Below are 21,840 nucleotides of genomic sequence, written 5' to 3'. Positions count from 1 at the left end.
CGACAGGACCTAGATCGACGGGCCGATGAGTTCCTCCGCGACCCACTTGGCGACCCCGACGGGATAGGGCGCCGGCAAGCTGAGGATGAAGTGCTGGAAGCCGATGGCGCCGACCCTGGCGATCACCTCGCGCGTGCCGGCCGGATCGTCATAGGAGACCGGCACATGGATCGAGCGCGTGATCGATGACGGATCCCGGCCGATCTCGACGCAGTACCGATCCAGCAGGGCACTCCGACTGGCCGCGTCGTCCAGATCCTCGCCGGTGTGATTCCAGATGTCCGCGTGCTCCGCCACCACCCGCAACGTCCCCAGCGACCGTCCACCGATCAGAATCGGCGGATGCGGCCGCTGGACCGGCTTCGGATTGCCGAACGCGCCAACCAACTCATGCCGCTTGCCCCGGAAGTCGAACGGCTCGGCCGAGGTCCACAGCCGCCGGATGATCGCGCACGCTTCACCCAGACTCTCCACCGCCTCAGCCGCATCGAGGTACGGCAACCCATGCGCGTCGTACTCCCGCCGAGCCGCCGGCAGACTGGGCCGAGACCCAGCGCCGATCCCGAAGTCGAGCCGCCCGCCCGACACGATGTCCACAGTCGTAGCGATCTTGGCCAGCATCGCCGGCGGCCGGAACCGATTGCTCGTCACCAGCAGCCCGAGCCGCAGCCGTTGAGTCTGCGCGGCCAGCGCCGAGAGCAGCGTCCAGCCTTCGAAGATCGGTCCGGCCGGGTCACCGCCGATCGGCATCAGGTGATCGAACAGCCAGGCGTGCTCGATCGCCGGGATCGCGTCGGCCTCCCGCCAGACCCGCAGCAGTTCGTCGTGCGAGACCTGTTGCGGAGCGGTCAGGATCCCGAAACTGGCGGTCATGCGACTCGCCGCCGCAGCGACGGGTCGATCAGCGAGGGCGGCGCGTCGAACTTCTCGTCCGGCGCAAGGTCGGTGCCAGGAGCAACGATCTCGTCGATGGCGTCGAGCACATCGCTGGACAGCACCGTGTCCGCGGCGGCCAGCTGCGACTCCAGGTGCGCCAGCGTGCGCGGGCCGATCAGCGCGCTGGTGACGGCCGGATGCGCGGTCACGAACCCGAGCGCGAGCTGGATCATCGTCAGCCCGGCAGCGTCGGCGACCTTCGCCAGCCGCTCCACCGCGTCGAGCCGGGCCTGGTTGGCCGGGATGCTCAGATCGAACCGCGCCGGTACGACGGTCGCCCGGCTCGTGGTGATCTCCTGGCCCGCACGGACCGCACCCGACAGCCAGCCCGACGCCAGCGGGCTCCACGCCAGTACGCCGAGCCCGTACTGCTCGGTCACCGGCAGGACATGCGTCTCGATCCCCCGCTGCAGGATCGAGTAGCTCGGCTGCTCGGTGACATAGCGGCTCAGGTGGTTCTCCCGCGCGGCCCACTCGGCCTGCACGATCCGGTACGCCGGAAAGGTGGAGCTACCGAAGTACCGGATCTTCCCGGCCCGCTGCAGGTCCGTCAGCGCCGACAAAGTCTCCTCGTCGCTGGTCGTCGGATCCCAGCGGTGGATCTGGTAGAGATCGACGTGATCGACGCCGAGGCGACGCAGGCTGTTGTCGAGCTCGGTGACCAGCCAACGGCGCGAGCTGCCCCGATGGTTGCGCTCGTCCCCCATCGGCATGGTCGCCTTGGTGGCCAGGACCAGGTCGTCGCGGCGGCCGGCGATCGCCCTGCCGACCATCTCCTCCGACTCGCCCTGGCCGTACATGTCGGCCGTGTCGATCAGGTTGATCCCGGCTTCGAGAGCCGCGTCGACGATGGCGGTCGCCTCGTCCTGGGTGGTGCGGCCGATCTGGCCGAAGTTCATCGCGCCGAGCGCGAGCGTGCTGACCTGTACTCCGGTACGGCCCAAGGTGCGGTAGTGCATGACGGTCCCTTCTGGCATCATTCACAGTGGAAGCGGAACGAGGTTCCGATAACCAACATACGGAACGATGTTCCGCTTATCAAGTGGGAGTGGCTCAGTGGCCGACCTCGAGGACGGATCGACGTCGCCCGCGCCGCGGAAACGGGCCGACGCCCGGCGCAACGAGAAGGCGTTGCTGGACGCGGCCGCGGCGGCCTTCGTCACGTCCGGCGTCGACGTGCCCGTGCGCGACATCGCGGCCAAGGCCGGGGTCGGCGTCGGGACGATCTACCGGCACTTCCCGACCCGGGCCGACCTGATCGTCGCCGTCTACCAGCACCAGGTCGAGGCCTGCGTCCAGGCCGGCCCGGCACTCCTGGCAAGTTCCAGTACGCCGTACGCCGCGCTGGCCGCCTGGATCGACCTCTTCGTCGACTTCCTGGTCACCAAGCACGGTCTCGCGAAGGCGATGCAGTCCGGCGACTCCGCCTACCAGTCACTGCACGGCAGCTTCATCGACCGGCTTGTCCCCGTCTGCGGACAACTGCTGGAGGCCGCCGGGGCAGCCGGTGAGATCCGCCCCGGCATCGGCGGCTTCGAGCTGATGTTTGCCGTCGGCAACCTCTGCAGTGGCGCCGACTACGGGGACGCGCGCTATGACGCCCGCCGCATGGTCGACCTCCTCGTCGCCGGCCTCCGCGCCGGCTAGTCCACCTGCGCGGCAGCCGCCAGCAGATGGCGTCTGGCGCACTGCAAATGATGCTGGGCAGCCAGGTGCTGACGTTGACGCTCGGCAGCAAGCAGATGTCTGCGCGCACACCACAGGTGACGTTGCACAGGTAGCCGTTGTCGCTGCCGACCGGTGAGCAGTTGACGTCGCCCGCAGAACAGCTCCCGCTTGCCGGAGCATCGACAGCACTGGTCAGTCATAGCTCGCTTCTGTCCACCATTGGTTGTTCCGTACTGCGAAGAGCCAGGCCCGCCCATCAGCGCCCACCAACTGGAAGCGGGCCAACCGGTTCTCGCCGTCGGAGTCCCACCAGCGCTCATCCACCGGCCACGGCCCGGCCCACGCGGTGATCGGATGGAGTTTGTTGCTGTCGGCAACCTGTGGGGCAGGCGCGAAGCGGAAGGCCGCCGGAGCGCCGGACAGCACGCCGCGGGCGCTCACCGAGACCTGCCGCCCATCCGCCGAGAGCACCAGGGCCGGCTTCGGCTTCGGGTAGATCGAGCTGGGCGCCGGCGTCGGCCAACGACTCCCGGTGCCGGTGATCGCGCCGGGCCATGGGTGCTCCGGTGGGTTGGCGGGCACCGGGCGATCACCCCATGGAATCAAGGTCTGCCGCTCCAGGAAGCCGCGGCCGCCACCGACCACCACCGAGACGACTCCACCATGGCCGAGCATGCTCTGCACCCGGGACAGCGCCCGGTGGATCCGCTCGTCGGGACCGCCTCCCCAGAGTCCGTCGACATGCGCGCCGACCGGGTCGACCTGCTCCGGGATCAACCGGATCCGCACCACCGCCGAGGTCAGCTCGCTGGTCGCCGTCCCACTGCCCTGCAGCTGCCAGCGGACCCGGTCGACGAGGTCGGCAGGACTGAACCAGCGAGGATGCAGCCACTCCCGCTCGTGCACCCGGCCCGACTCGGTCCCGACCTCGACCCGCAAGGTGGTGCAGACCAGGCCGAGCTTGGTCAGCTTCTCGATCAGTTCGTCGGCGACCGTCCGCACCGCGAACGCCACCTGGTCCACCCGATCCACCGGCGGCTCGAAGTCGAGTTTGCGGGTCAGCTCGAGCGGCACCTGCCGGGCGACCACCGGGCGGTCGTCGTCGCCACGGGCGAGCCGATGCGCGAACGCGCCGTCCGGTCCGAACCTGGTCAGCACCTCGGTCGCGGGCAACCGCGCGAAGGCGCCGAGTGACCGGAGCCCGAGCCGCCGGAGCAGGTCGGTGAGCGCCGGCCGCTCGAGGGTGTCGACCGTAAGCGGCGCGAGGAACTCCGCCGACCCGCCCTCCGGGATCACCAGCACCCGCGTCCGCGCCGAACTCCCCCGCGCGGCTTGCTCGGCAGCAAATGCGCCATCGGCGATCCCGACCCGCCCACCCGGTACGTCGAACGTCTCCAGCCGGTCGAGCAGCTTCTCCGCGGCCGCCGACTCACTCCCGTAGAACCGGCTCGGCCCACGCGCCTTCAACGCGCACATCCCCGGCCGGATCACCTGGATGCCCGGGGTGAGCGCCTCCAGGCAGCCGATCACCGGATCGAAAGCGCGGGCGTCGATCACCGGGTCGTACTTCAGCACCACCAGCTCCGGGCACCGCGACTGCGCATCCCGGGCACGCAACCCGCGGCGCACCCCCTCGGCCCGCGCAGTCGCCGAACTGGCCAGCACCCGCCCCTTCGCGAGCACCGCGACCGCCGCCTCCGGCGAACACCCAGCAGCCGAAGCAGCCGCCGTCACCGGCCAGTCCGGCACCCACACCACCATCGTCCGAGTCATCAGCCCACCGCCTCCCAACGCGCGGGGTCTTCCAGCGGACGCGCCGATTCGATCCGGCGGATACTGCCGTCCGAGGCCGGCAGCCAGAGGTGATGCAGCTGTGGACGGACGGCGGCGCCTCGCCCGGTGACCGCGATGGTCGCCTGACGGCCGGTCAGGTAGCCCTCGCCTTCACCGAGACCGGTCCACGTGTTGCCCTGGACCTCCAGGCGGGCTTCGCTGCCCGGCCAGGAGCCGACCGCGATGAGCATCGCCCCACGGGTACGCAGCCGTGCCGACAGCCGGGACGCCTCCCCCGAGGTCACCTCCCCCGGCGGGCGGACCACGACCACGGTCAGGGCGTCGACCAGCGCCGCCACCACGCTCAGCCAGTCACGCTCCGGGTCGGGGACAAGTACCAGCCGATCGAGATCGACCCCGAGACCACGGGCCGCCTCCGCGCCGAACGACGGCATCCCGACCACTCCACACCAGGCGCCCTCGGCGGACGGCCCGGCCATCATCGCCATCACGAGCGCCGTCGACCCGCGCACCGAGTACACCGAGCCGCCTCGGAGCACCGCGCCCGGCAAAAGGTCGGCGATGGCCGGCAGAGTAGGCAGCGCCCGGTCGACGGTGGCCGTGTCCAGCGCCTGCTGGACACGGGTCTCGGTCGTCCGCGGCGCCACCACGGCCGGAGCCGACCGCGCAGCCTTCTGCTCCTTGGCCCGGGCCAGCAGCGTGCGCGCCTGATCCAGCGCGGTCACCCGCGCAGGCAGCTCAGTAGCAGAAGTCCCCGTCACACCCCCATGTTCGAACACCTGTTCGACTCCTGTCAATTGCAGGAAGTGAGAGGGTAGGGGGTATGCCGAGATCGATTGCTACCAATACCCAGGTGGACACCGACGCGTTGCTGGAGTTCGTGCGGCCGCGTCATCACATGTTGCTGATCACCCGCCGCGCGGACGGTACGCCGCAGGCCTCGCCGGTGTCGGGTGGGGTCGACGCGGAAGGGCGGATCGTCATCTCGTCGTACCCGGGGCGGGCCAAGAGCAACAACGTGAAGCGTGACGCGCAGACCAGCGTGCTGGTGCTGTCCGACGAATGGGACGGCCCCTGGGTGCAGATCGACGGTACCGGCGAGGTGATCGACCTACCGGACGCAGTGGAGCCCCTGGTCGACTACTACCGCTCCATCTCCGGCGAGCACCCCGACTGGGACGAGTACCGCGAGGCGATGCGCAAACAGGGCAAGTGCCTCATCCGCGTCACCCCTGAGCGCTGGGGCCCAGTAGCCACCGGAGGCTTCCCAGCCCACCTGGCCTAGTCACCGGAACAAGCCGACGATCAAGCTGATCACCAGGAGCTTGAGCAGCCAGTCACCGCCGTGAATGGCTGCCAGCTTCGGATTCACCCCGTCCCAGATGACCGAGCCGGTCAGCAGGACGAAGGGGAAGCCTGCGAAGAGCACCAGCCCCAGGAGCAGCGCCGGCCCGACCCCGGTCAGCTCCAGATGCGCGGCCAGCCCGGCGATCACGGCCGCCACCAGCGCACTCCGGCCCAGCTCCAGGACAACCTTCCCCGGCGACGGCTTCTCGTCGGCGGAGGGCACATTCAGCAGGGCGCTCCGGGCCTTGGCGAAGGCGACGTACCAGACACTGCTCACGACGAACACGGCAACAGCGGAGACGGCAACTGCAAGGACGAGCTTCATCTCGGTGACTCCTGTCCAGAGGGCGCTTACACCCCTAGGTAGAAACCACGGCCCGGCTTTCGACATCCCCGCGCACAGTCAGGCCTTGTTGTAGCGGCGGGCCATCGTCTCGGTGATGCGTTGCATGGCGCCTTCCAGGTGCTGGCGCAGAGCTGCCTCGGCACCGGGCTCATCATGCGCGAGGCAGGCGTCCAGGATCGCCTGGTGCTCCCGCCGGGTCTGCTCGATCCGCGCCTTCGTCTGCCGCGAGCCGAACCGGTACCGCTCGCTGTTCTGCCACACCGGCTCGATCGCCCGTGGCAACCAGCGCGACCCACCGGCCCGGTAGATCGCGAAGTGGAACTCCGTGTGCGCCTGCCGCGAAGCGATGATGTCGCCGACCTTCGACAGCCGCACGTGCTCGGCCAGCGCCGCCCGGGCGATCGCCGCGTCCGCTTCACTGAACCGCGTCGCCGCGGCCCGGACAGCGAGCGTCTCCAGCGAGATCCGGGTCTCGTGGGTGTCGCGCAGGTCCTCCATGGACAGCTCACGGACCCAGGCGCCCTTGTGCGGAACGATCTCGACCAGCCCGAGCGCCTGCATCCGGCGCAACCCCTCGCGGATCGGCATCTGGCTCATGTCGAGCCGCTTGGCCAGCTCCTCCAGCCGCAGCGCGGTACCGCTCGGGAGCTCACCGGACAGGATCAGCTCGTGCAACTCCGCGGCGGCTTCCTCCGCGAGTGTGCGCCGGCCGCTCGGTCCCCCGGGCGTGAGCTCGAGTCGTCGGGTCATCTGGTGTGGGCTGCCTCTCTCCATCACTGCACGCGCATCTGGGAGGTAACCGTAGCTGAACTGTGCATCAGAAGCGCCCAAGATCGAGCAGTACGCGCCTGTCCGCCGGTCCGCTGGCCAGTAGATCCAGGGCATCCTCAGCGAGCGGCCCGGCCACGATCTCGAGCTGCGGCCGGACCTGCGAGGGCGCGATGTCGGTCAGTACCTGGGTGACCGTGCCGGGCTCGATCGTCGTCCGCTGCATGTTCACCGGCAGCACCCGCAGGTCCCGGCCGATCAGCTGGTGCAGGTCGAGAGTGGCGAACTCCCCTGCCGTGTACCCGAGCGCTACCAGCCGTCCGCCCGGGGTGATGTGGCTCATCACCCCGCTGGTGACCGGTCCGCCGACAGTGTCGATCGCCGCGTTGCACCAGGGCAGTTCACGGCCGACCTGGCCCAGTTCGTCGACACGCACGATCTGGTCGACCAGCCCGTTCAGGTGCTCGACCGATTCGTCGCTGCGCGCCAGGCCGATCACCTTCATCGCCCCGGCCGCCCGGGCCACGGCGGCGCACAGCCGGCCGACCAGCCCAGTGATCCCGGTGACGACGACCGTCTCGTTCTCCACGATCTGACCGACCCGCCGTACTGCGGTATGCGCGGTCAACGCAGCACCCAGCATCGACACAGCTGCAGCCGCGTCCAACCCACTAGGCAACAGATGCACCGATGCATCCGGTACTACGGCCAGCTGCCCCCACGTGCCCGGCCGGGCAACGCCAACTCCCCCACCACGGATCACTACCGGGGTACCTGGCGGGTAGACGGCCGAACTGACCACTACCCCGGCACCCTCGGACCCTGGCACGAACGGCGGCTCCTGTTGCTGTGCCAGCTTGCCCGCGAGCACTGTCCGGTCGAGCTGGGTGACAGACGCGTACTGCATCTCCACCAGCGTCTCGCCCTCCCCGGCGATCAGCTCCACCTCTTCCACCTTCAGCTGCTGGCCGGGGCCGTAGCAGCGCAGCACGTAGGCCTTCCGTGCACTCATGCCGCCACCCCACTCGTCCGCATAGTCCCCACCTGGATTTGATATCTGATCACATCTCGGTCCTGCCGAAAAGGCCTTCTCACGCTGAAACGGCCCCCTTCTTCAACGGCCGGGTGAGCTGTTCGCACACCGTTGATCGAGCTGCCGCCCGGCCTCGGTCCACCTGATCGCCCATCGGGAACGGCCAGTCACTGCCGGCCAGCACCCGCTCTGCCCCGAAGGTCGCCCCCAGCAACGCCCGTACTGCGTCGTCGTGCACCAGGTCGTCCACGTAGAACCGCTGCAGCGCCTCGGCCACCGGCAGCGAGACTGGTTCGATCCCTGGTCGTTCCGTGTCGATCCCGCGCTGCCACCGGCCGGCCAAGGCCGCCGTGACACCGCCCCCGTGGCACAGGCAGAACCTGATGCCGGGGTAACGACCGACGACATCCCCGAACACCAGTTCAGCCGCGGCAAGCCCTGTTTCATAAGGGTTCCCCAGCAGGTTCGACAGGTAGTACCTGCCGAGCCGCTCGTCGTGGCTGTGGCTCGGGTGAATCAAGGTGAAGGCTTCCAGCGAGTGGAGCACCTCCCAGACCGGGTCCAGCCCGGCGTAGCCCGCAGTACCGATGGCGAAGCCGCTGAAGACGCCCTCACTGGCCAACTCAGCAGCAACGTCACCTGCACCAACGTCATGAAGGGGCAAATGCCCCAGCACGCGCAACTGCGGCGTAGCCAGCTCACGGAGCCCCTGGTTGACCAGCGCAGCCCACTCGACGCCCTGGTCGTAGCGGAAGAGCGCAGGCGGTACAGAGACGACAGCGCCGTCCAGTTCCTGCTCGTCGATCCAGTGCAGCAGTGCCGCCGGATCTGCCAGCCGCTTCAACGGCAGCCGCTCACCGTCGACCAGCAGGAAGCCGTCCTCGATCCCCAGCCCGAAGGCACGCTGACCAGCCGCCGACAGCACAGTCGGCGGTATCAGGTGGGTATGGACGTCCCAGCCCGTCATGTCAGCGCGCATCCTCGTCGTTGTCGTAGAAGGACGGCCGCACCGGGTAGTGCGGCCCGTCGTACACCTCGAGCAGAACAGAGGTCTCCTCTGCCATCGTCGGCCCGTGGACTACGCCCTTCGGGTTCCAGTAGAAGCTGCCCTTGGTCAGCGTCGTCCCCGTCGGCAGGTACACGTACCGGCCGGACAGGCAGAACATGAACTGGTTCGACGCGTGCTGATGCGCCTCCGGGATCCCGGCCCCCTTCTCGAAGCGCACCAGCGCGATCGAGGCCTCGGTCTCCTCATCCCGCCACAGCATCTTGTGCGACAGTCCAGCCAGCGACTTCTCGACCCACTCCAGGTCGTCCGTCTGCAGCAGCACCTCGCTCAACTGCTCGTCGAAGGAGCTCATCAGAGCCCCTCCCGCGGCACAGGCCGACCGGTGATCCCGGTGTAGAGCTCCTCGGCAACACCCTCGCCCATCGGAGCCACTGCAGCGATATGCCCATCCGGCCGCACCAGCACGACCGTCTCAGCAGGTACGCCGTAGCGGCTGGTCGCGATGCTGCCCGGGTCGAACAATGAGCGGTCCCGGAGCCCAGAGTCCAGCGGCGCATCCCACCGCGACACCGCATAGTGCTTCAGAGCCGGAGAGTCGTTCAAAGGCACAGAAGGCCGACGCCGTACGTCGGTGAAGTACAGCGCGACAAAGGACTCGCGACACAACCCATGGATCGTCTGCCGCCCAGCAGGACCCTGCAGCGCCAGATCGGGCGCCCTGTCGCCGGCCCGGACGGCAGGTGGCTCAGCACTGGTCATCACCATCGACCAGTCGCCTTCCCCGGCCACATCCAGCCGTACTCCGAGCAGCGTGCGAGTGTAGGCCGTCGCCCAGTCACTCCCGGCCGCGGTCACCGCACCCCGTTGGTGGGACATGTACTTGCGAGCCGCCTCGGCCATCTCGCCCGACCCGTTGATCGCCACCGGCCGCTGCTCCTGCTCATAGCCGTCCAGCAACTCCGGCGAAGCCCAGCCGCGGAGCACCCAGGCAAGCCGCCAGGGCAGGTTGGACGCATCCAGCGCTCCGGTGTTGAGGCCCAGTGCCCACATCGGGGTGATCAGGTGGGCCGCATCGCCCATCAGGAACACCTTGCGCTCCGCGGACCAGTGGTCGGCCACTCGGTGGTGCACGTTGTAGACGACCGAGCCGAGCAGCTCGATCCGGTCCACCTCGCCGATGAACTGCTTCACCTTGACCAGCATGTCCTCCTCGCCCGGCTGCTCCGCACCTTCGGCCAGCGGGAAGAGGAAGCGCCAGCAGTTGGGCTGCCGGATCAGCACCATCCACTCGGACCGGTCCGAGAAGTAGGCGAGGTACGGGTAGTCGCGGGCGTTCGAGACGTCCAGGTCGACCACGACGTCGATCAGCATGTACCGCTCGGGCAGGGTCTCCCCCGTCACCGTCGCACCCAGCGCGTCGCGCACCTTGCTCCGGCCGCCGTCACAGGCCAGCAGGTGCGAGGCCTCGATCTGCCGCACACCATCAGGCGTATCGACCGTCAGGACCACCCGGTCGTCGAGCACCTCGAAGGACTCCAGCCGATGCTGCTTCAGGACCGGGCCACCGGTGAGAGCGGCCTCGAGGATCGGCTCCATCGTCTGCTGCGGCAGGTTGATCACGAACGGGAACTGGGTGTCGTTGACCAGCTCGGCCAGCTGCACCGAGGCCCGCGGCGTGTTGGTGGCCCGGTCGATGTCGCCGATCTCGTCGATCCGCAGCGCGGCGGCGAGGATGCCCTCGACGGCGCCGTACCGGTCCCAGATCTCCAGCGTCCGGGTCAGCGTCGTACCGGCCTTGGTGTCCGAGGAGAGCACCGCGTCCTCCTCGAGCAGCACGAACGACACGCCGTAGTGGGCCAGGCCGAGGGCCGTCGTGAGGCCGATCGGCCCGGCGCCGACGACGGCGACGGGGAGCTGCTGGTCTGCGGACACTGTCTAGCTCTCCTTGAAGGTCTCTAGCCGGGCGAAGACCCGTTCACGGGTCAGCTGCGATCCGGTCATCGCGGCCGCGTCGGACAACAGGAACAGCAACGGGCCGACCACATCCTCGGCATCGCCGATCCCAGTCGTGTCACGCCAGTGCTCCAAGTCGGCACCGATGTTGGCAGAGCGGAACTGCTCGGTGTCGATCACCCCCGGGGCGATCACGTTCACCCGGACCCGGTGCTCGGCCACCTCGGCCGCCAGCGTCCGGGCGAAGGCCCCCAGCGCCGCCTTGCTCGACGCGTACGCCGCCGCGCCCGGGAACCCGGTCGCTGCCATCCCTGACGTGAACACGACCACCGACCCGCTGCGCGCCGAGACCATGTGCGGCACTACTGCCTGGCAGACCCAGACGACACCATCGAGGTTCACCTGGAGCGTCCTGGTCCACTGCTCCGACGCCATGTCCAGCACAGCAGCACGTGGCTGCACAGCGGCCCCAGCGACCAGCCCGTCGATCCGCCCGTGCCGCTCGATCACGCCATCCACTGCCTCGAGCACAGCGCCCCGGTCCGCCACGTCCACCTCGACGTACTCGACCCCGGACAGGTCACCCGCGACCAGGTCGAAGACCACGGCAGTACCGCCGCAGCCAACCACCGCAGCAGCCAGAGCCGCGCCGATGCCCTGTGCTCCACCAGTGATGATGACGACCGAGCCGGTCGCGTCGAAGCTCACCTTCATGACGTCCCCTCGCGCTGTGACTGCTTGGAGGTCATCGTCTCGGTGATCCGCTGTACCGCGCCAGCAAGGTGGTTACGCAGGGCCTGTTCGGCAGCGTCTGCGTCCCGGGCGATACACGCGTCCAGGATCGCCTGGTGCTCCTGCCGGTTCCGCTCGATCTGGAACGCCGTCTGCCGACTCCCGAACCGGTAGCGCTCGCTGTTCTGCCACACCGGCTCGATAGCCCGTGCAAGCCACTGCGACCCACCGGCCCGGTACAGAGCGAAGTGGAAGTCGGCATGGGCCTGCCGAGCGCCGATCGAGTCCTCGGACCGCGAGAGCTGCAGCAGCTCGGCCAATGCGACGCGGGCCTTCTCTGCGTCCTCGTCGCCGAAGTGCTCCGCGGCAGCCCGTACTGCGAGACTCTCCAGCGCGAGCCTGGTCTCATGGGTGTCGTGCAGGTCCTCCAGCGACAGCTCCCGGACCCAGGCGCCCTTGTGCGGGATGATGTCGACCAGGCCGAGCGCCTCCAGCCGGCGAAGGCCTTCCCGGACAGGCATCTGGCTCATGTCCAGACGGTTGGCCAGCTCGACCAGGCGAAGCGGAGTACCGCTAGGGAGCTCGCCGGACAGGATGAGCTGGTGCAGCTCGGCAGCGGCCGTCTCTGCCAACGTACGGCGGCCACCGCGGCCGCCACCGGGCAGTAGCTCCAACCGGCTGCTCATGCGAGTTCCCGGTAGACCAGTGTGTTGCGCAGTTCGCCGATCTTGTCCGCGCGGGTCACTACCTCGTCGCCCTCGGCCAGGAACACCTGTGGCTCGCGGGCATTGCCGATACCGGCCGGAGTGCCCGTCAGTAGCAGGTCGCCCGGGCGCAGGGTCATCCCGAACGACAGTTCGCTGATCAGCGTCGCCACGTCGTACGCCATCTGCTTGGTCGAGGCGTCCTGCATGACCTCACCGTTGAGCAGGCACTGCAGGTGCACGTCCTGCGGGTCGCCGAACTCGTCGGCGGTCACGATCCACGGACCGAGCGGCATGGTCTGGTCGATGCTCTTGCCCTTGAGCCACTGGCCACCGTGCTGACGCTGCAGGTCGCGCTGCGACACGTCGTTGGCCAGCGTGTAGCCCCAGACGTGGTCCAGCGCGTCGGCGACCGGGATGCTGCGCCCGGCCTTGCCGATCACCAGCGCCAGCTCCGCCTCGTAGTCCCACTTGGCCGAGATCGCCGGGTCGTACGCGATCTCGTCGTACGGGCCGATCACCACGTCCGGACCCTTGGTGAAGAAGGTCGGGTGCTCGGGCCGGTCGACGTCCTGGCCGTCCCGCTTGCCCTTGCTCTCCTCGAAGTGGTCCCAGTAGTTCCAGCCGGTGCACAACACGTCGCGGCGGAACCGCCGCAACGGCGCGCGCAACGACACCGATGCCAACGGCAACCGTTCGCCGGTGGCCAGCTCGTTGCGCGCGGCAACCACTCCGGCCGTCCCGGCCTCGATCACCGAGACCAGGTCCGAAGCCTGCAGCAGGACGACATCCTCGCCGTCCAGTACGCCGGGCCACTCACGCCCCGCGTGTTCGATCGTCACGAACCGCATCTCAGGTCCACTCGACGCCGCGCACTTGAATCACCCCTCCCCGGCTGCGTGTTGCCACTCATGGGATCACCGCGATCGCGGAGATCTCGATCAGGTAGTCAGGGTGGGCCAGCTTGCTGACCTCGACCATCGTCGAGGCGGGCAGCGGCTCCTGGAAGTACTGCGCGCGGATCTCGTGGATCTTCGCGAAGTCCTCCATGTTGCGGACGTACACGTCCACCCGGCAGACGTCGTCCAGCGTGCCGCCGGCCTCGACGACCGCGGCGCGCACGTTCTCGCAGACCTGCCGGGTCTGTTCCCGGACATCGCCGACACCGACGATCGTGCCGTCCGGCGTCCGGGCGGTCATCCCGGAGACGAACACCAGCCGGCCGGTCGCCTCGATCGTGGTCGCCTGCGAGAACACCCCGTTCGGGCTCCGCAGCGCCGCGCTGGTCAGTTGTGTCTTCGCCATCAGCTCAGCACCCCTCCCGTCGGGACGACGGCGCCGACCGCACGCGCGGCCTGCAGCAGTCCGTCCAGTCCCGACCTCTCGATCAGTACGCCGTTGCGCCGCTGCTTCGCGGCCCGATCGGCCTCGATCTCCCCCGGCAGGAAAAGCCGGTCCACCCCGGGAGCCGTCGCGCTACCGCGCACCTTGGCCGCCAGCGCCGACGAGCGCTGCCGGAAGCCATCGATCCCACCCAGCAACTCCGGGTCGATCGCGAGGAACAGATGCGCACAGTCGTTGGGCCGGTCCGGCTCGCGGTACAGCGGCCGCACCTGGTCACCCCAACCGCCACCGCTCAGTACTCCGGTCAGCACGTCGATCATCAACGCCAGCCCGAACCCCTTGTGCCCGGCGGCCGGCAGCAGCATCCCCAGTACCGCGTCCTCAGCGTCCGTCGTCGGTACGCCGGACTGGTCCGTGGCCCAACTGTCCGGGATCGGCCGCCCTGCCGAAGCAGCCAGCCGAATCTTGCCCAGAGCAACGGCCGACAACGCCATGTCCAGCACGATCTCCGGGCCGGCCTCCGTCGGTACCGCGATCGCCAACGGGTTGTTCCCGACGATCCGCTCGGCCCCACCGGGTGCCGGCATCAGCGGCGTCGTGTTCGACATCGCGATCCCCAGGCAGCCCGCCTGCGCAGCCTGCATCGCCCACCGGCTGGCCGCGCCGAAGTGGTGCGCGTTGCGGACCGAGACCAGCCCGATCCCGTACCGGCCGGCCCGCTCGATCGCATGGCCCATCGCCTGCGGGCTGGACAGTTGCCCCATCCCGCCGCGCGCATCCGCGACCATGGCCGCGCCGGCGTCGTGCAGGATGTCGAGCTCGTGTTCCCGGGTCACCCCACCGGCGTTCAGGCGTTCGACGTACATCGGGACGAGCATCACGCCGTGCGAGCTGACGCCGCGCAGGTCCGCCTCGACCAGCGCGACGGCGATCCGGGTCGCGTCGGTCGGCTCGAAGCCGAGCGCGGTGAAGACGGCGGAGACGGTCGCCTCGAGCCAGGCCGGCCGGACGAGAACCCGGCGGTCGGCGTCAGAGGCCTGGGTGGTCACCTGGTCTCCCGTGCCCACGGGAGCAGCAGGTGTTCCAGCAGTACCAGTGCGTAGAACAAGATGATGGCCAGGATGCTCAGCAGCGTCATGGCGGCGAAGGCCAGCGCGGTGTCGGCGTTGGCGCCGGAGCTGGTGATCACGTACCCCAGGCCGGAGGTGGCGCCGACGAACTCGGCGATCACCGACCCGATCACGGCCAGCGAGATCGCGACCTTCAGCCCGGTGAAGATCTGCGGCAGCGCGTACCGCAGCCGGAGCTTGAAGAACTCCTGCGTCTTGCTGGCGTTCAGCGACTTGAGCAGCTCGACCAGGTCGGCCGGCGTCGACTTCATCCCGGTGGCGGTCGAGATCACGATCGGGAAGAAGCAGACCAGCAGGACCAGCAGCACCTTCGGCCACTGCCCGAAACCGAACCACACGACCAGCAGTGGCGCGATGGCGATCTTCGGGATCGCGTTGACGGCCAGCAGCAGCGGATAGAGCAGCCGCTCCACCACTACCGAGCGCACGATCAGCAGCGCGACCGGTACACCCACCACGATCGACAGCAGGAAGCCCTCGACCGTCTCCACCAGTGAAGTCCAGGTGTGCCCGAGCAGGTAGCCAGGCTGGTCCAGGAAGGCGCTCACCACCTCGCCCGGGTTCGGCAGCAGGTACGAGTCGACCGAGAAGACGATGGTGGCGACCCACCACAGGGCCAGCGCGAGGATCAGCCCGACGACGGGCAGCAGGACTGCGGCGGTACGGGAATGTGTGAGCCAGGAGCGGTTCGTCATCGCCGTGCCTCGGGCAGGTCGACGGGGCGCTCCTGCTCGGACAGCAGGCTGTGCAGCTGCGCGCTGATCTGGGCCACCTCGGCCAGGTGCGCGTTGTGCCCCAGCGTGCGAGGGCGCGGGATGTCGATCTCGACGATCTCGCGCAGCCGGCCCGGCCGGGGCGTCAGCACGACCACCCGGTCGGCCAGCACGACGGCTTCCTCGATCGAGTGGGTGACGAAGACGATGGTGGTCGCGAGCTCCATCTGGATCCGCTGCAGCTCCGCCGACAGCTCGGTCCGGGTCAGCGCGTCGAGCGCCGAGAACGGCTCGTCCATCAGCATCACCTTGGGGCTGCGGATCAGCGACCGGCACAGCGAGACCCGCTGCTGCATGCCGCCGGACAGCTCGTGCGGGAGCCGGTTCTCGAAGCCCTTCAGCCCGACCAGTTCGAGCAACTCCTGCGCCCGGTCGCGGTACTGCGCCTTGCTGCGCTCGGAGTCGCCGCCGGAGATCTCCACCGGCAGCATCACGTTCGAGACGACCGACCGCCACGGCAGCAGCGCCGGTCGCTGGAACATGAAGGAGACGTCCCGGCGCGGGCCGGTGACGGCCGCACCGGCCACCTCGACCCCGCCGGACGTCGGCGGCAGCAGTCCGGCGATCAGCCGGAGCAGGGTGGACTTGCCACACCCGGACCGGCCGATCACCGTGACGAACTCGTTCTCCTGGACGTGCAGGTCGATCTCCTCGAGCGCGCGGACCTGTCCGCCGCGGCCCTCGAAGACCTGCCCCACACCGTCCAGCCGGATCATGTCAGCCCTTGGGAGTCAGGTCGGTGTCGACCACGTCGGCCGGCTTGATCGATCCCGCGGCGATGACGTTGTACTTCACCAGGTCGGCGATGACGCGCTCGACCCGGTCGGTCTCGACGCCACCGGCCACCCCGGTGTAGCCGTCCGGCTTCACGTAGGGCTTCATCAGCTGGAGTTCCTTGGTGGCCACCTCTTCGTTGGTGTCCGGAACGTACTTCTTGAGGATCTTGGCCGCCGCGGCCGGATCGGCCAGCGCGTCGTCCATGCCCTTGAGCAGCGCCGCGGTGAACTTCTGCACCTGCGCCGGGTGGTCCTTGACCAGGTCGTCGCGGGCGATGATGGCGTTGCCGTAGAGGTCCTTCACCTTGTCGCCGTACGGCAGTACGACGGCCTTGCGGTGCTTCTCCTTGTCGGCCGCCTCGACCAGCGGTACGCCGACCACGAACTGGCCGATGCCGTCGCCCTTGTTGGCGGCGAGCAGCCCGGCCAGCGCCGGCGGCGGCGACGGGACGAACTCGACCTTCGACGTGTCCACCCCGGCCTGCTGGGCGTACAGCGGGAAGGTGACCTGGTTGGTCGAACCGGGCTGGTCCAGGATCCGGGTCTTCTCGCCGTTGGCCTTCATCAGCGACTTCGGGTCGCGGTCCTTGATCTGACCGCCCTCGAGGCCGACGATCGCCGCCATCGAGCGCTGCTGGATCATCCCGACCGTGGTGACCGGAAGCTTCTGCTTGGCCAGCGTGATCATCAGCGCGGTGAAGTCGCCGATGCCGTAGTCGGCCTGGCCGCCGGCCACGATCTTCATCACGTCGACGGTGCCCTTGCCCGGCGTGATCGTCACGTCGAAGCCGGCATCCTTGAAGTAGCCCTTCTCCAGGGCGACATAGGCATAGGCCTCGCGGCCAAAGGTGCCGAAAGAGGTCAGGTAGCTGACCTTCTCCAGTTTCGCTTCCCCGTTCGTGCCGGTCTTGCTGTCGTCGTTGCACGCGCTCATCCCGGTGGCCAGTGCAAGCACTGCGACCAGGGCGACGGCCGAACGTCTGAACCTCATGCTGGACTTCTCCTCTCCGATATTTGATCAAACATCAAATATGGAAGGGTGGTCAATCGGCCCTCGGGGACTTCACAGTGTCTTTACGTGGCCTAGCCAACACTGTCCGGATCCCCTCAGAATCCGACTGCCGCCCGTCCAGGAGCCGATTCCCCATGCCGCTCCGTCACCGGACCAGCACCCCGCCCCGACCACAGACCGTACCCGCACCGACAGCAGATCGCGACGTCGATCGAGTCCCAACCGGGTCGCCGCAGGACAAATTTGTGTAAACCCGGCCGGACTGTGACGTCGATCATGCAAACGCTCTCGCACACCGGGAACCGACCCGGACCTGCAAACGTATCCCTCGGCGGAGGGAGGTGGCCGGACCGCCGGACTGGGAGGATGACGGGGTGGCGAACGTGCTGGTCCGGGGGTCGACCTATCTGCGATGGGTCTACCTGCTGCTCGGCGCCGCCCTGGTGCTCGCCTTCATCCTGGTCGACAGCGGCCTCGCCTCACTGCTCGACGGCCTGGAGCTGCCCGGAGTGCTGTCGGCGATCTTCATCGTCCTGATCGCCGCCCTCCCGCCGCTGGTGCTGGGCACCTTGCCCGCCGTGCGCGAGGTGGAAGGCATCGCGGTCGAGTCCCTGCTCGGCGTCCGCTTCGAGGAACGGCCGCTCGGCCCGTCCCGGACCTGGCCGCAGCGACGCCGGACGACGACCTGGTTCTGCCTCCACCTGGCCGCCGGCGGTTTCGTCGGCGTCCTCTCCACGATCGTCTTCGGCCTCGGCGCCGTCCTGATCGCGGCCCCCTTCCGCTCCCCCGGCCGGCGCGAGCTGATACCCGGCGTGCACTACCGGATCACCGGCGGGTGGACCGACCTCTGGATGCCGTTGGCAACGATCGTGGCGGTGATCGGGCTGATCCTGTTGTCCGCCGGGATCGGCGCCCTGCTCGCGTACGCCGCACCCCGGCTGCTCGGGCCGACGCCTGCCGAGCGGATCGAGTTGCTCGAGCGCCGGACGGCGACCCTTGCCGAGCGCAACCGGTTGGCCCGCGAACTGCACGACAGCGTCGGCCATGCGCTCAGCCTGGTCACCATCCAGGCGGCTGCCGCGCGAAGGGTGCTGGCGACCGATCCTGCCTTCGCCGAGACGGCGCTGGCCGCGATGGAGACGTCGGCCCGGGCCGCCCTCGCCGATCTCGACCACGTGCTCGGGTTGCTCCGCGACGATCGCCGGCCGGGTTCGGCGACGGCCCCTCAGGCGACGCTCGGGAACCTCACCCGATTGGTCGAAGCGACTCGGGCGGGCGGGATCACGGTCGGCGTACGGCGTAGCGGAGATCTTGAGCAGTTGCCGGCGGCGGTCTCGCGGGAGGCGTACCGGATCGTTCAGGAAGGGCTCACCAACGCGATCCGGCACGCGGGGCATCCGGCGGGTGAGGTGAGCGTCGACCTGTTGATCAACCTGGACAAGTCGGGGCTGTTGCTCGAACTGACCAACCCGGTGGCCGCTGGTGCTGCTGACAACTCGGGCGGTGGCCGGGGATTGGCCGGTATCCGTGAAAGGGTCGCCGTACTGCGCGGCACCGTCGAAGCCGGTCTGGTCGCGGATCGCTGGCGGCTCGCGGTGACCCTGCCCGTCGCCGTCACAACGAAGGGGTAGCTGGTGGACATCTCTGTAGTCGTAGTGGACGACGAGCCGCTGATCCGGAGCGGGTTGCGCGCCATCATCGACGCGGAGTCCGATCTGCGGGTCGTCGGCGAGGCCGGTGATGGCGCGGAGGTGCTGTCGGTAGTCCGGCGTACCCGGCCTGACGTCGTGCTGATGGACGTCCGGATGCCCGCCGTCGACGGCATCCAGGCGACCCGGCTGCTGCTGGACGGCCTCGATCCGGCGCCGCGGGTGCTGGTCGTGACCACCTTCGAGAACGACGACTACGTGTACGACGCGCTGCGGGCCGGCGCGTCCGGGTTCCTGCTCAAGCGCACTCCCCCGGACGACATCATCGCGGCGATCCGTACGGTCGCGGGCAGCGAGTCGCTGCTGTTCCCCGAGGCGATCCGGGCGCTGGCGCTCGCGCACGTGACCGAGCAGCAGTCGACCGGGCTGGAGGAGTTCCAGCTGACCGAGCGCGAGCAGGAAGTACTGCGGCTGATGGCGCGCGGACTGTCGAATGCGGAGATCGCCACCGAGCTCATCCTCGGCGTGCAGACGATCAAGACGCACGTCGCCAACCTGCTGTCCAAGCTGGGCGCCCGGGACCGGACGCAGGCCGTCATCCAGGCGTACGAATCGGGCTTCGTCCCACTGCGTTAGTTACGTGTCGGCCGGGTCGACGGTCTCTTCGGCCAGTGAACAGGCGTTGTGCAGCGGGTCGATCTGGTTGGCCTGGAGCGCGATCCGCTGGAGCAGCATCCGGAAGACCATCCGCTCGCCGTCGTCGAGGCCGCTCATGACCTGGTCCTCACGGGCCTGGAGCCGGCGCTCGAGATCGCAGAGCACTTCCTTGCCCTGCTCGGTCGGCGCGATCAGCCGGGCCCGGCGGTCGGTCGGGTCGGGCTGCCGCTGCACCAGGCCGGCCTTCTCCAGGTCGTCCAGGAGATAGGTCATCACCGTGCGATCGACGCCCAGGTGGGCGGCCAGATCGAGCTGGCGCTTCGGCTCTTCCCGGATCGTGGTCGCGAGCACTTGATAGCCCCGCGGACCGCCCGGGATGTCGGTCAGCGCGTCCGCGGCCGCCTTGGCGTACCGCCGGAAGACGACGCCCAGTGCCCAGCCGAGGTCCTCCTCGACCGGGGTCCCGCGGACTGCCCGGGTGCCCACCTCAGGCGACGAACTGCTCATGCCTCCCATCCTACGTGGTCTACACCACGAGGAATACGATCTAACTTGAATATGTTCTGTAGCTAAGACTATCTTGAAGGCAGCTCACATCGAGCAGCCCCCAGCAGTTTGTCGAAAGGAACGACATGACCACCCTCCTTCGCGTCGACGCCAGCATCCGGGTCGACGGATCCGTCAGCCGAGCGCTGGCCGACAGCGCCGAGGCCGCCTGGCGCGCGGAGCACCCGGACGGCGTCGTGGTCCGGCGTGACCTCGGTCAGCACCCCATTCCCGCCAACGTCTGGCCGGCTGTGATCAGCGCCAAGATGGGCTTCGACGCGGCCCCCGACGCCGACCGCGCGGACTCCACCGAGGCGCTGGCACTGGCCGATGACCTCATCGCCGAGATCAAGAACGCCGACGCGGTACTGCTCGCGGTACCGCTCTACAACTATGGGATCTCCCAGCACGTGAAGACCTGGATCGACGTGCTGGTCTCCGAGCAAGAACTCGCGGCCGGCGACGGCCCCCTCCGGGGCAAGCCCGTCATCTTCACTCTGGCTCGTGGCGGCGGCTACGGCCCCGGCACCCCGCGCGACGGCTGGGACCACGCCACGCCGTACCTGGAGCGCATCTTCGGCGACGTCTTCGGGATGAACATCCGCAAGGCCGTCGCCGAGCTCACCCTGGCGTCGGTCACCCCGGCGATGGCTGAGCTGATCCCGGCCTCGAAGGTCGCCGAGGAAGAGGCACACATCACCGCCAAGGAGCACGCCGCCGCCGTCGCCAAGGAACTCGCCGCGGCCTAGCACACAAGCCGTCTGCCTCCAGTGCCGTGCTCGAGCCGGCACTAGATCAGACGGTCCTCCAGGTGGACAGAGTGACCGACAGCGTCACCTCGACCGGATCAGCCAGTACTGCGATCCGCTCCGCCAACGCGCCCTTCTCGGTATGCCGCGCACTCGGCGTCATCGCGACCAACTGCTCGACCGCCTCATGGTCGAGCCGCATCGCGACCTCGACGACCTCGCCGCTGGTCCGTGCGAACACGCCGCCCAGCGAGTCACTGAGCCGCCGCTCCTTCTCGTCGTCGACCCGAACCATCCCCAGCACCTCGATCAGCTCCTTGAGATGCCCTTGATTCGGCGTAACCACAAGCAGCCGTCCACCCGGCGCCAGCACCCGCGCCATCTCGGTCGCGTTCCGCGGCGCAAACACATTCAGCACAACCTGCGCGGCGCCGTCCCGCACGGGCAATTCCCGCCACGCATCACACACCACGGACCCGATCCGCTCCGGGTCCACCCGCGCCGCGCGCCTGGCGGCGTACCGGGAAACATCCAGCGCCATCCCTGACCGTTCAGCCCCGGCCGCAACCACACCCGCGAGGTAATAGCCGGTGCCGGCGCCGACCTCGACAACCAGCCCGTCGCCCTCCCCCGCGGCCGCAATCAGCGCCTGCCGGATCGGCGCATAGAAGCCCTCGGCAAGAAATCGCTCCCGAGCCTCGACCATCTCCGCCGAATCGCCGTCGATTCCGCTGGACGCCGAGGGCAACAGGTTGAGATAGCCCTGCTTGGCCAGGTCGAACGCATGCTTGCGCGGACAGCTCGCCGTGCGCCCACTCAGCGCCAGCCCGTCACCACACACCGGACAACGCAACACGGAAACCAACTCAGCACGCACCCCCGGAGACTACCGAGGAGCCGGCCCGACCCCGAGG

At 68.8% G+C, this 21,840-nt stretch carries 25 protein-coding genes; 5 read left to right on the top strand and 20 right to left on the bottom strand.

The features are described 5' to 3' along the window. Nucleotides 1–9: 9 nt before the first annotated feature. Nucleotides 10–873 carry an LLM class flavin-dependent oxidoreductase gene (locus tag ABD116_RS30505; RefSeq protein WP_343978030.1) on the bottom strand — a complete coding sequence of 288 codons (864 nt, stop codon included), beginning with the start codon at nt 871–873 and terminating at the stop codon, nt 10–12. After that, nucleotides 870–1,895 (bottom strand): aldo/keto reductase, encoded by a 1,026-nt coding sequence (locus tag ABD116_RS30500; protein WP_343979480.1) that lies wholly within the window; start codon nt 1,893–1,895, stop codon nt 870–872. The genes ABD116_RS30505 and ABD116_RS30500 overlap by 4 nt, the downstream gene beginning before the upstream one ends. A 97-nt stretch (nt 1,896–1,992) precedes the next feature. Between ABD116_RS30500 and ABD116_RS30495 the strand changes: the two genes are divergently transcribed. Next, entirely contained in the window at nt 1,993–2,583 is a 591-nt protein-coding gene (locus ABD116_RS30495) for a TetR/AcrR family transcriptional regulator (protein ID WP_343978027.1), read from the top strand. A 213-nt stretch (nt 2,584–2,796) separates the two neighbouring features. Here the strand turns inward: ABD116_RS30495 and ABD116_RS30490 are convergent, their stop codons facing one another. After that, nucleotides 2,797–4,377 (bottom strand): DNA polymerase Y family protein, encoded by a 1,581-nt coding sequence (locus ABD116_RS30490; protein ID WP_343978024.1) that lies wholly within the window; start codon nt 4,375–4,377, stop codon nt 2,797–2,799. Further along, a complete protein-coding gene (locus tag ABD116_RS30485; protein ID WP_343978021.1) occupies nt 4,377–5,159 on the bottom strand; it encodes a hypothetical protein in 783 nt (260 codons plus the stop codon). Before ABD116_RS30485 ends, ABD116_RS30490 begins: the two co-directional genes overlap by 1 nt. 62 nt (nt 5,160–5,221) lie before the next feature. Between ABD116_RS30485 and ABD116_RS30480 the strand changes: the two genes are divergently transcribed. Continuing rightward, nucleotides 5,222–5,683, top strand: coding sequence for a PPOX class F420-dependent oxidoreductase (locus ABD116_RS30480; protein ID WP_343978018.1), 462 nt, complete (start codon nt 5,222–5,224; stop codon nt 5,681–5,683). On the opposite strand, the gene ABD116_RS30475 is transcribed toward ABD116_RS30480, so the two are convergent. The 14 genes from ABD116_RS30475 to ABD116_RS30410 form a co-directional block, all read right to left on the bottom strand. Then, nucleotides 5,684–6,070, bottom strand: a complete 387-nt coding sequence (locus ABD116_RS30475; protein WP_343978015.1) for a DUF1761 domain-containing protein — start codon at nt 6,068–6,070, stop codon at nt 5,684–5,686. 78 nt (nt 6,071–6,148) lie between these two features. After that, entirely contained in the window at nt 6,149–6,841 is a 693-nt protein-coding gene (locus tag ABD116_RS30470) for a GntR family transcriptional regulator (RefSeq protein WP_343978012.1), read from the bottom strand. Nucleotides 6,842–6,908: 67 nt separating this feature from the next. Further along, a complete protein-coding gene (locus ABD116_RS30465) occupies nt 6,909–7,871 on the bottom strand; it encodes a quinone oxidoreductase family protein (RefSeq protein ID WP_343978009.1) in 963 nt (320 codons plus the stop codon). 79 nt (nt 7,872–7,950) lie between these two features. After that, a complete protein-coding gene (locus ABD116_RS30460; RefSeq protein ID WP_343978006.1) occupies nt 7,951–8,859 on the bottom strand; it encodes an amidohydrolase family protein in 909 nt (302 codons plus the stop codon). Between the two features lies 1 nt (nt 8,860). Further along, the gene (locus ABD116_RS30455; RefSeq protein WP_343978003.1) at nt 8,861–9,253 is read right to left on the bottom strand and encodes a cupin domain-containing protein; all 393 of its coding nucleotides are present in this window, start codon (nt 9,251–9,253) and stop codon (nt 8,861–8,863) included. After that, nucleotides 9,253–10,833 carry an FAD-dependent monooxygenase gene (locus ABD116_RS30450; RefSeq protein WP_343978001.1) on the bottom strand — a complete coding sequence of 527 codons (1,581 nt, stop codon included), beginning with the start codon at nt 10,831–10,833 and terminating at the stop codon, nt 9,253–9,255. The genes ABD116_RS30455 and ABD116_RS30450 overlap by 1 nt, the downstream gene beginning before the upstream one ends. Nucleotides 10,834–10,836: 3 nt before the next feature. Continuing rightward, a complete protein-coding gene (locus tag ABD116_RS30445) occupies nt 10,837–11,568 on the bottom strand; it encodes an SDR family NAD(P)-dependent oxidoreductase (protein ID WP_343977998.1) in 732 nt (243 codons plus the stop codon). Further along, complete coding sequence (locus ABD116_RS30440) at nt 11,565–12,272, bottom strand: GntR family transcriptional regulator (protein WP_343977995.1); 708 nt, start codon at nt 12,270–12,272, stop codon at nt 11,565–11,567. Before ABD116_RS30440 ends, ABD116_RS30445 begins: the two co-directional genes overlap by 4 nt. Then, nucleotides 12,269–13,141: a fumarylacetoacetate hydrolase family protein gene (locus ABD116_RS30435; RefSeq protein ID WP_343977992.1), complete on the bottom strand. Its 873-nt coding sequence runs from the start codon at nt 13,139–13,141 to the stop codon at nt 12,269–12,271. Before ABD116_RS30435 ends, ABD116_RS30440 begins: the two co-directional genes overlap by 4 nt. 58 nt (nt 13,142–13,199) lie before the next feature. Beyond that, on the bottom strand, nt 13,200–13,595 hold the full coding sequence (locus ABD116_RS30430) for a RidA family protein (RefSeq protein ID WP_343977990.1): 396 nt from the start codon (nt 13,593–13,595) through the stop codon (nt 13,200–13,202). Continuing rightward, nucleotides 13,595–14,683, bottom strand: a complete 1,089-nt coding sequence (locus tag ABD116_RS30425) for an Ldh family oxidoreductase (protein ID WP_343977988.1) — start codon at nt 14,681–14,683, stop codon at nt 13,595–13,597. The genes ABD116_RS30430 and ABD116_RS30425 overlap by 1 nt, the downstream gene beginning before the upstream one ends. Continuing rightward, complete coding sequence (locus ABD116_RS30420) at nt 14,680–15,459, bottom strand: ABC transporter permease (protein WP_343977985.1); 780 nt, start codon at nt 15,457–15,459, stop codon at nt 14,680–14,682. The genes ABD116_RS30425 and ABD116_RS30420 overlap by 4 nt, the downstream gene beginning before the upstream one ends. Beyond that, nucleotides 15,456–16,253 carry an ABC transporter ATP-binding protein gene (locus ABD116_RS30415; protein WP_343977982.1) on the bottom strand — a complete coding sequence of 266 codons (798 nt, stop codon included), beginning with the start codon at nt 16,251–16,253 and terminating at the stop codon, nt 15,456–15,458. Before ABD116_RS30415 ends, ABD116_RS30420 begins: the two co-directional genes overlap by 4 nt. A 1-nt stretch (nt 16,254) precedes the next feature. After that, a complete protein-coding gene (locus tag ABD116_RS30410) occupies nt 16,255–17,304 on the bottom strand; it encodes an ABC transporter substrate-binding protein (RefSeq protein ID WP_343977979.1) in 1,050 nt (349 codons plus the stop codon). Between the two features lie 395 nt (nt 17,305–17,699). On the opposite strand from ABD116_RS30410, the gene ABD116_RS30405 reads away from it, so the two are divergent. Together ABD116_RS30405 and ABD116_RS30400 are read left to right on the top strand one after the other, a co-directional pair. After that, nucleotides 17,700–18,956, top strand: a complete 1,257-nt coding sequence (locus tag ABD116_RS30405) for a sensor histidine kinase (RefSeq protein ID WP_343977976.1) — start codon at nt 17,700–17,702, stop codon at nt 18,954–18,956. Between the two features lie 3 nt (nt 18,957–18,959). Beyond that, nucleotides 18,960–19,610 carry a response regulator transcription factor gene (locus tag ABD116_RS30400; RefSeq protein WP_343977973.1) on the top strand — a complete coding sequence of 217 codons (651 nt, stop codon included), beginning with the start codon at nt 18,960–18,962 and terminating at the stop codon, nt 19,608–19,610. Here ABD116_RS30400 and ABD116_RS30395 read toward each other — a convergent pair whose 3' ends face one another. Beyond that, the gene (locus tag ABD116_RS30395; protein WP_343977970.1) at nt 19,611–20,138 is read right to left on the bottom strand and encodes a MarR family winged helix-turn-helix transcriptional regulator; all 528 of its coding nucleotides are present in this window, start codon (nt 20,136–20,138) and stop codon (nt 19,611–19,613) included. 125 nt (nt 20,139–20,263) lie between these two features. Between ABD116_RS30395 and ABD116_RS30390 the strand changes: the two genes are divergently transcribed. Beyond that, nucleotides 20,264–20,926: an FMN-dependent NADH-azoreductase gene (locus ABD116_RS30390; RefSeq protein ID WP_343977967.1), complete on the top strand. Its 663-nt coding sequence runs from the start codon at nt 20,264–20,266 to the stop codon at nt 20,924–20,926. A 46-nt stretch (nt 20,927–20,972) separates the two neighbouring features. On the opposite strand, the gene ABD116_RS30385 is transcribed toward ABD116_RS30390, so the two are convergent. Continuing rightward, nucleotides 20,973–21,803: a putative RNA methyltransferase gene (locus ABD116_RS30385; protein ID WP_343977964.1), complete on the bottom strand. Its 831-nt coding sequence runs from the start codon at nt 21,801–21,803 to the stop codon at nt 20,973–20,975. Between the last annotated feature and the right edge of the window lie 37 nt (nt 21,804–21,840).

The organism is Kribbella koreensis (assembly GCF_039525325.1).
GTDB classification, from domain to species: domain Bacteria; phylum Actinomycetota; class Actinomycetes; order Propionibacteriales; family Kribbellaceae; genus Kribbella; species Kribbella koreensis.
Note: the sequence above shows the minus strand (reverse complement) of the source record. Positions and strands in the feature narration are given on the sequence as shown.

Coding starts and splice junctions, on each gene's coding strand:
- ABD116_RS30505 (WP_343978030.1), bottom strand. CDS start 873: ATGACCGCCAGTTTCGGGATCCTGACCGCTCCGCAACAGGTCTCGCAC.
- ABD116_RS30435 (WP_343977992.1), bottom strand. CDS start 13,141: ATGCGGTTCGTGACGATCGAACACGCGGGGCGTGAGTGGCCCGGCGTA.
- ABD116_RS30480 (WP_343978018.1), top strand. CDS start 5,222: ATGCCGAGATCGATTGCTACCAATACCCAGGTGGACACCGACGCGTTG.
- ABD116_RS30415 (WP_343977982.1), bottom strand. CDS start 16,253: ATGATCCGGCTGGACGGTGTGGGGCAGGTCTTCGAGGGCCGCGGCGGA.
- ABD116_RS30395 (WP_343977970.1), bottom strand. CDS start 20,138: ATGAGCAGTTCGTCGCCTGAGGTGGGCACCCGGGCAGTCCGCGGGACC.
- ABD116_RS30445 (WP_343977998.1), bottom strand. CDS start 11,568: ATGAAGGTGAGCTTCGACGCGACCGGCTCGGTCGTCATCATCACTGGT.
- ABD116_RS30455 (WP_343978003.1), bottom strand. CDS start 9,253: ATGAGCTCCTTCGACGAGCAGTTGAGCGAGGTGCTGCTGCAGACGGAC.
- ABD116_RS30430 (WP_343977990.1), bottom strand. CDS start 13,595: ATGGCGAAGACACAACTGACCAGCGCGGCGCTGCGGAGCCCGAACGGG.
- ABD116_RS30420 (WP_343977985.1), bottom strand. CDS start 15,459: ATGACGAACCGCTCCTGGCTCACACATTCCCGTACCGCCGCAGTCCTG.
- ABD116_RS30390 (WP_343977967.1), top strand. CDS start 20,264: ATGACCACCCTCCTTCGCGTCGACGCCAGCATCCGGGTCGACGGATCC.
- ABD116_RS30440 (WP_343977995.1), bottom strand. CDS start 12,272: ATGAGCAGCCGGTTGGAGCTACTGCCCGGTGGCGGCCGCGGTGGCCGC.
- ABD116_RS30470 (WP_343978012.1), bottom strand. CDS start 6,841: ATGACCCGACGACTCGAGCTCACGCCCGGGGGACCGAGCGGCCGGCGC.
- ABD116_RS30410 (WP_343977979.1), bottom strand. CDS start 17,304: ATGAGGTTCAGACGTTCGGCCGTCGCCCTGGTCGCAGTGCTTGCACTG.
- ABD116_RS30465 (WP_343978009.1), bottom strand. CDS start 7,871: ATGAGTGCACGGAAGGCCTACGTGCTGCGCTGCTACGGCCCCGGCCAG.
- ABD116_RS30490 (WP_343978024.1), bottom strand. CDS start 4,377: ATGACTCGGACGATGGTGGTGTGGGTGCCGGACTGGCCGGTGACGGCG.
- ABD116_RS30500 (WP_343979480.1), bottom strand. CDS start 1,895: ATGCACTACCGCACCTTGGGCCGTACCGGAGTACAGGTCAGCACGCTC.
- ABD116_RS30460 (WP_343978006.1), bottom strand. CDS start 8,859: ATGACGGGCTGGGACGTCCATACCCACCTGATACCGCCGACTGTGCTG.
- ABD116_RS30475 (WP_343978015.1), bottom strand. CDS start 6,070: ATGAAGCTCGTCCTTGCAGTTGCCGTCTCCGCTGTTGCCGTGTTCGTC.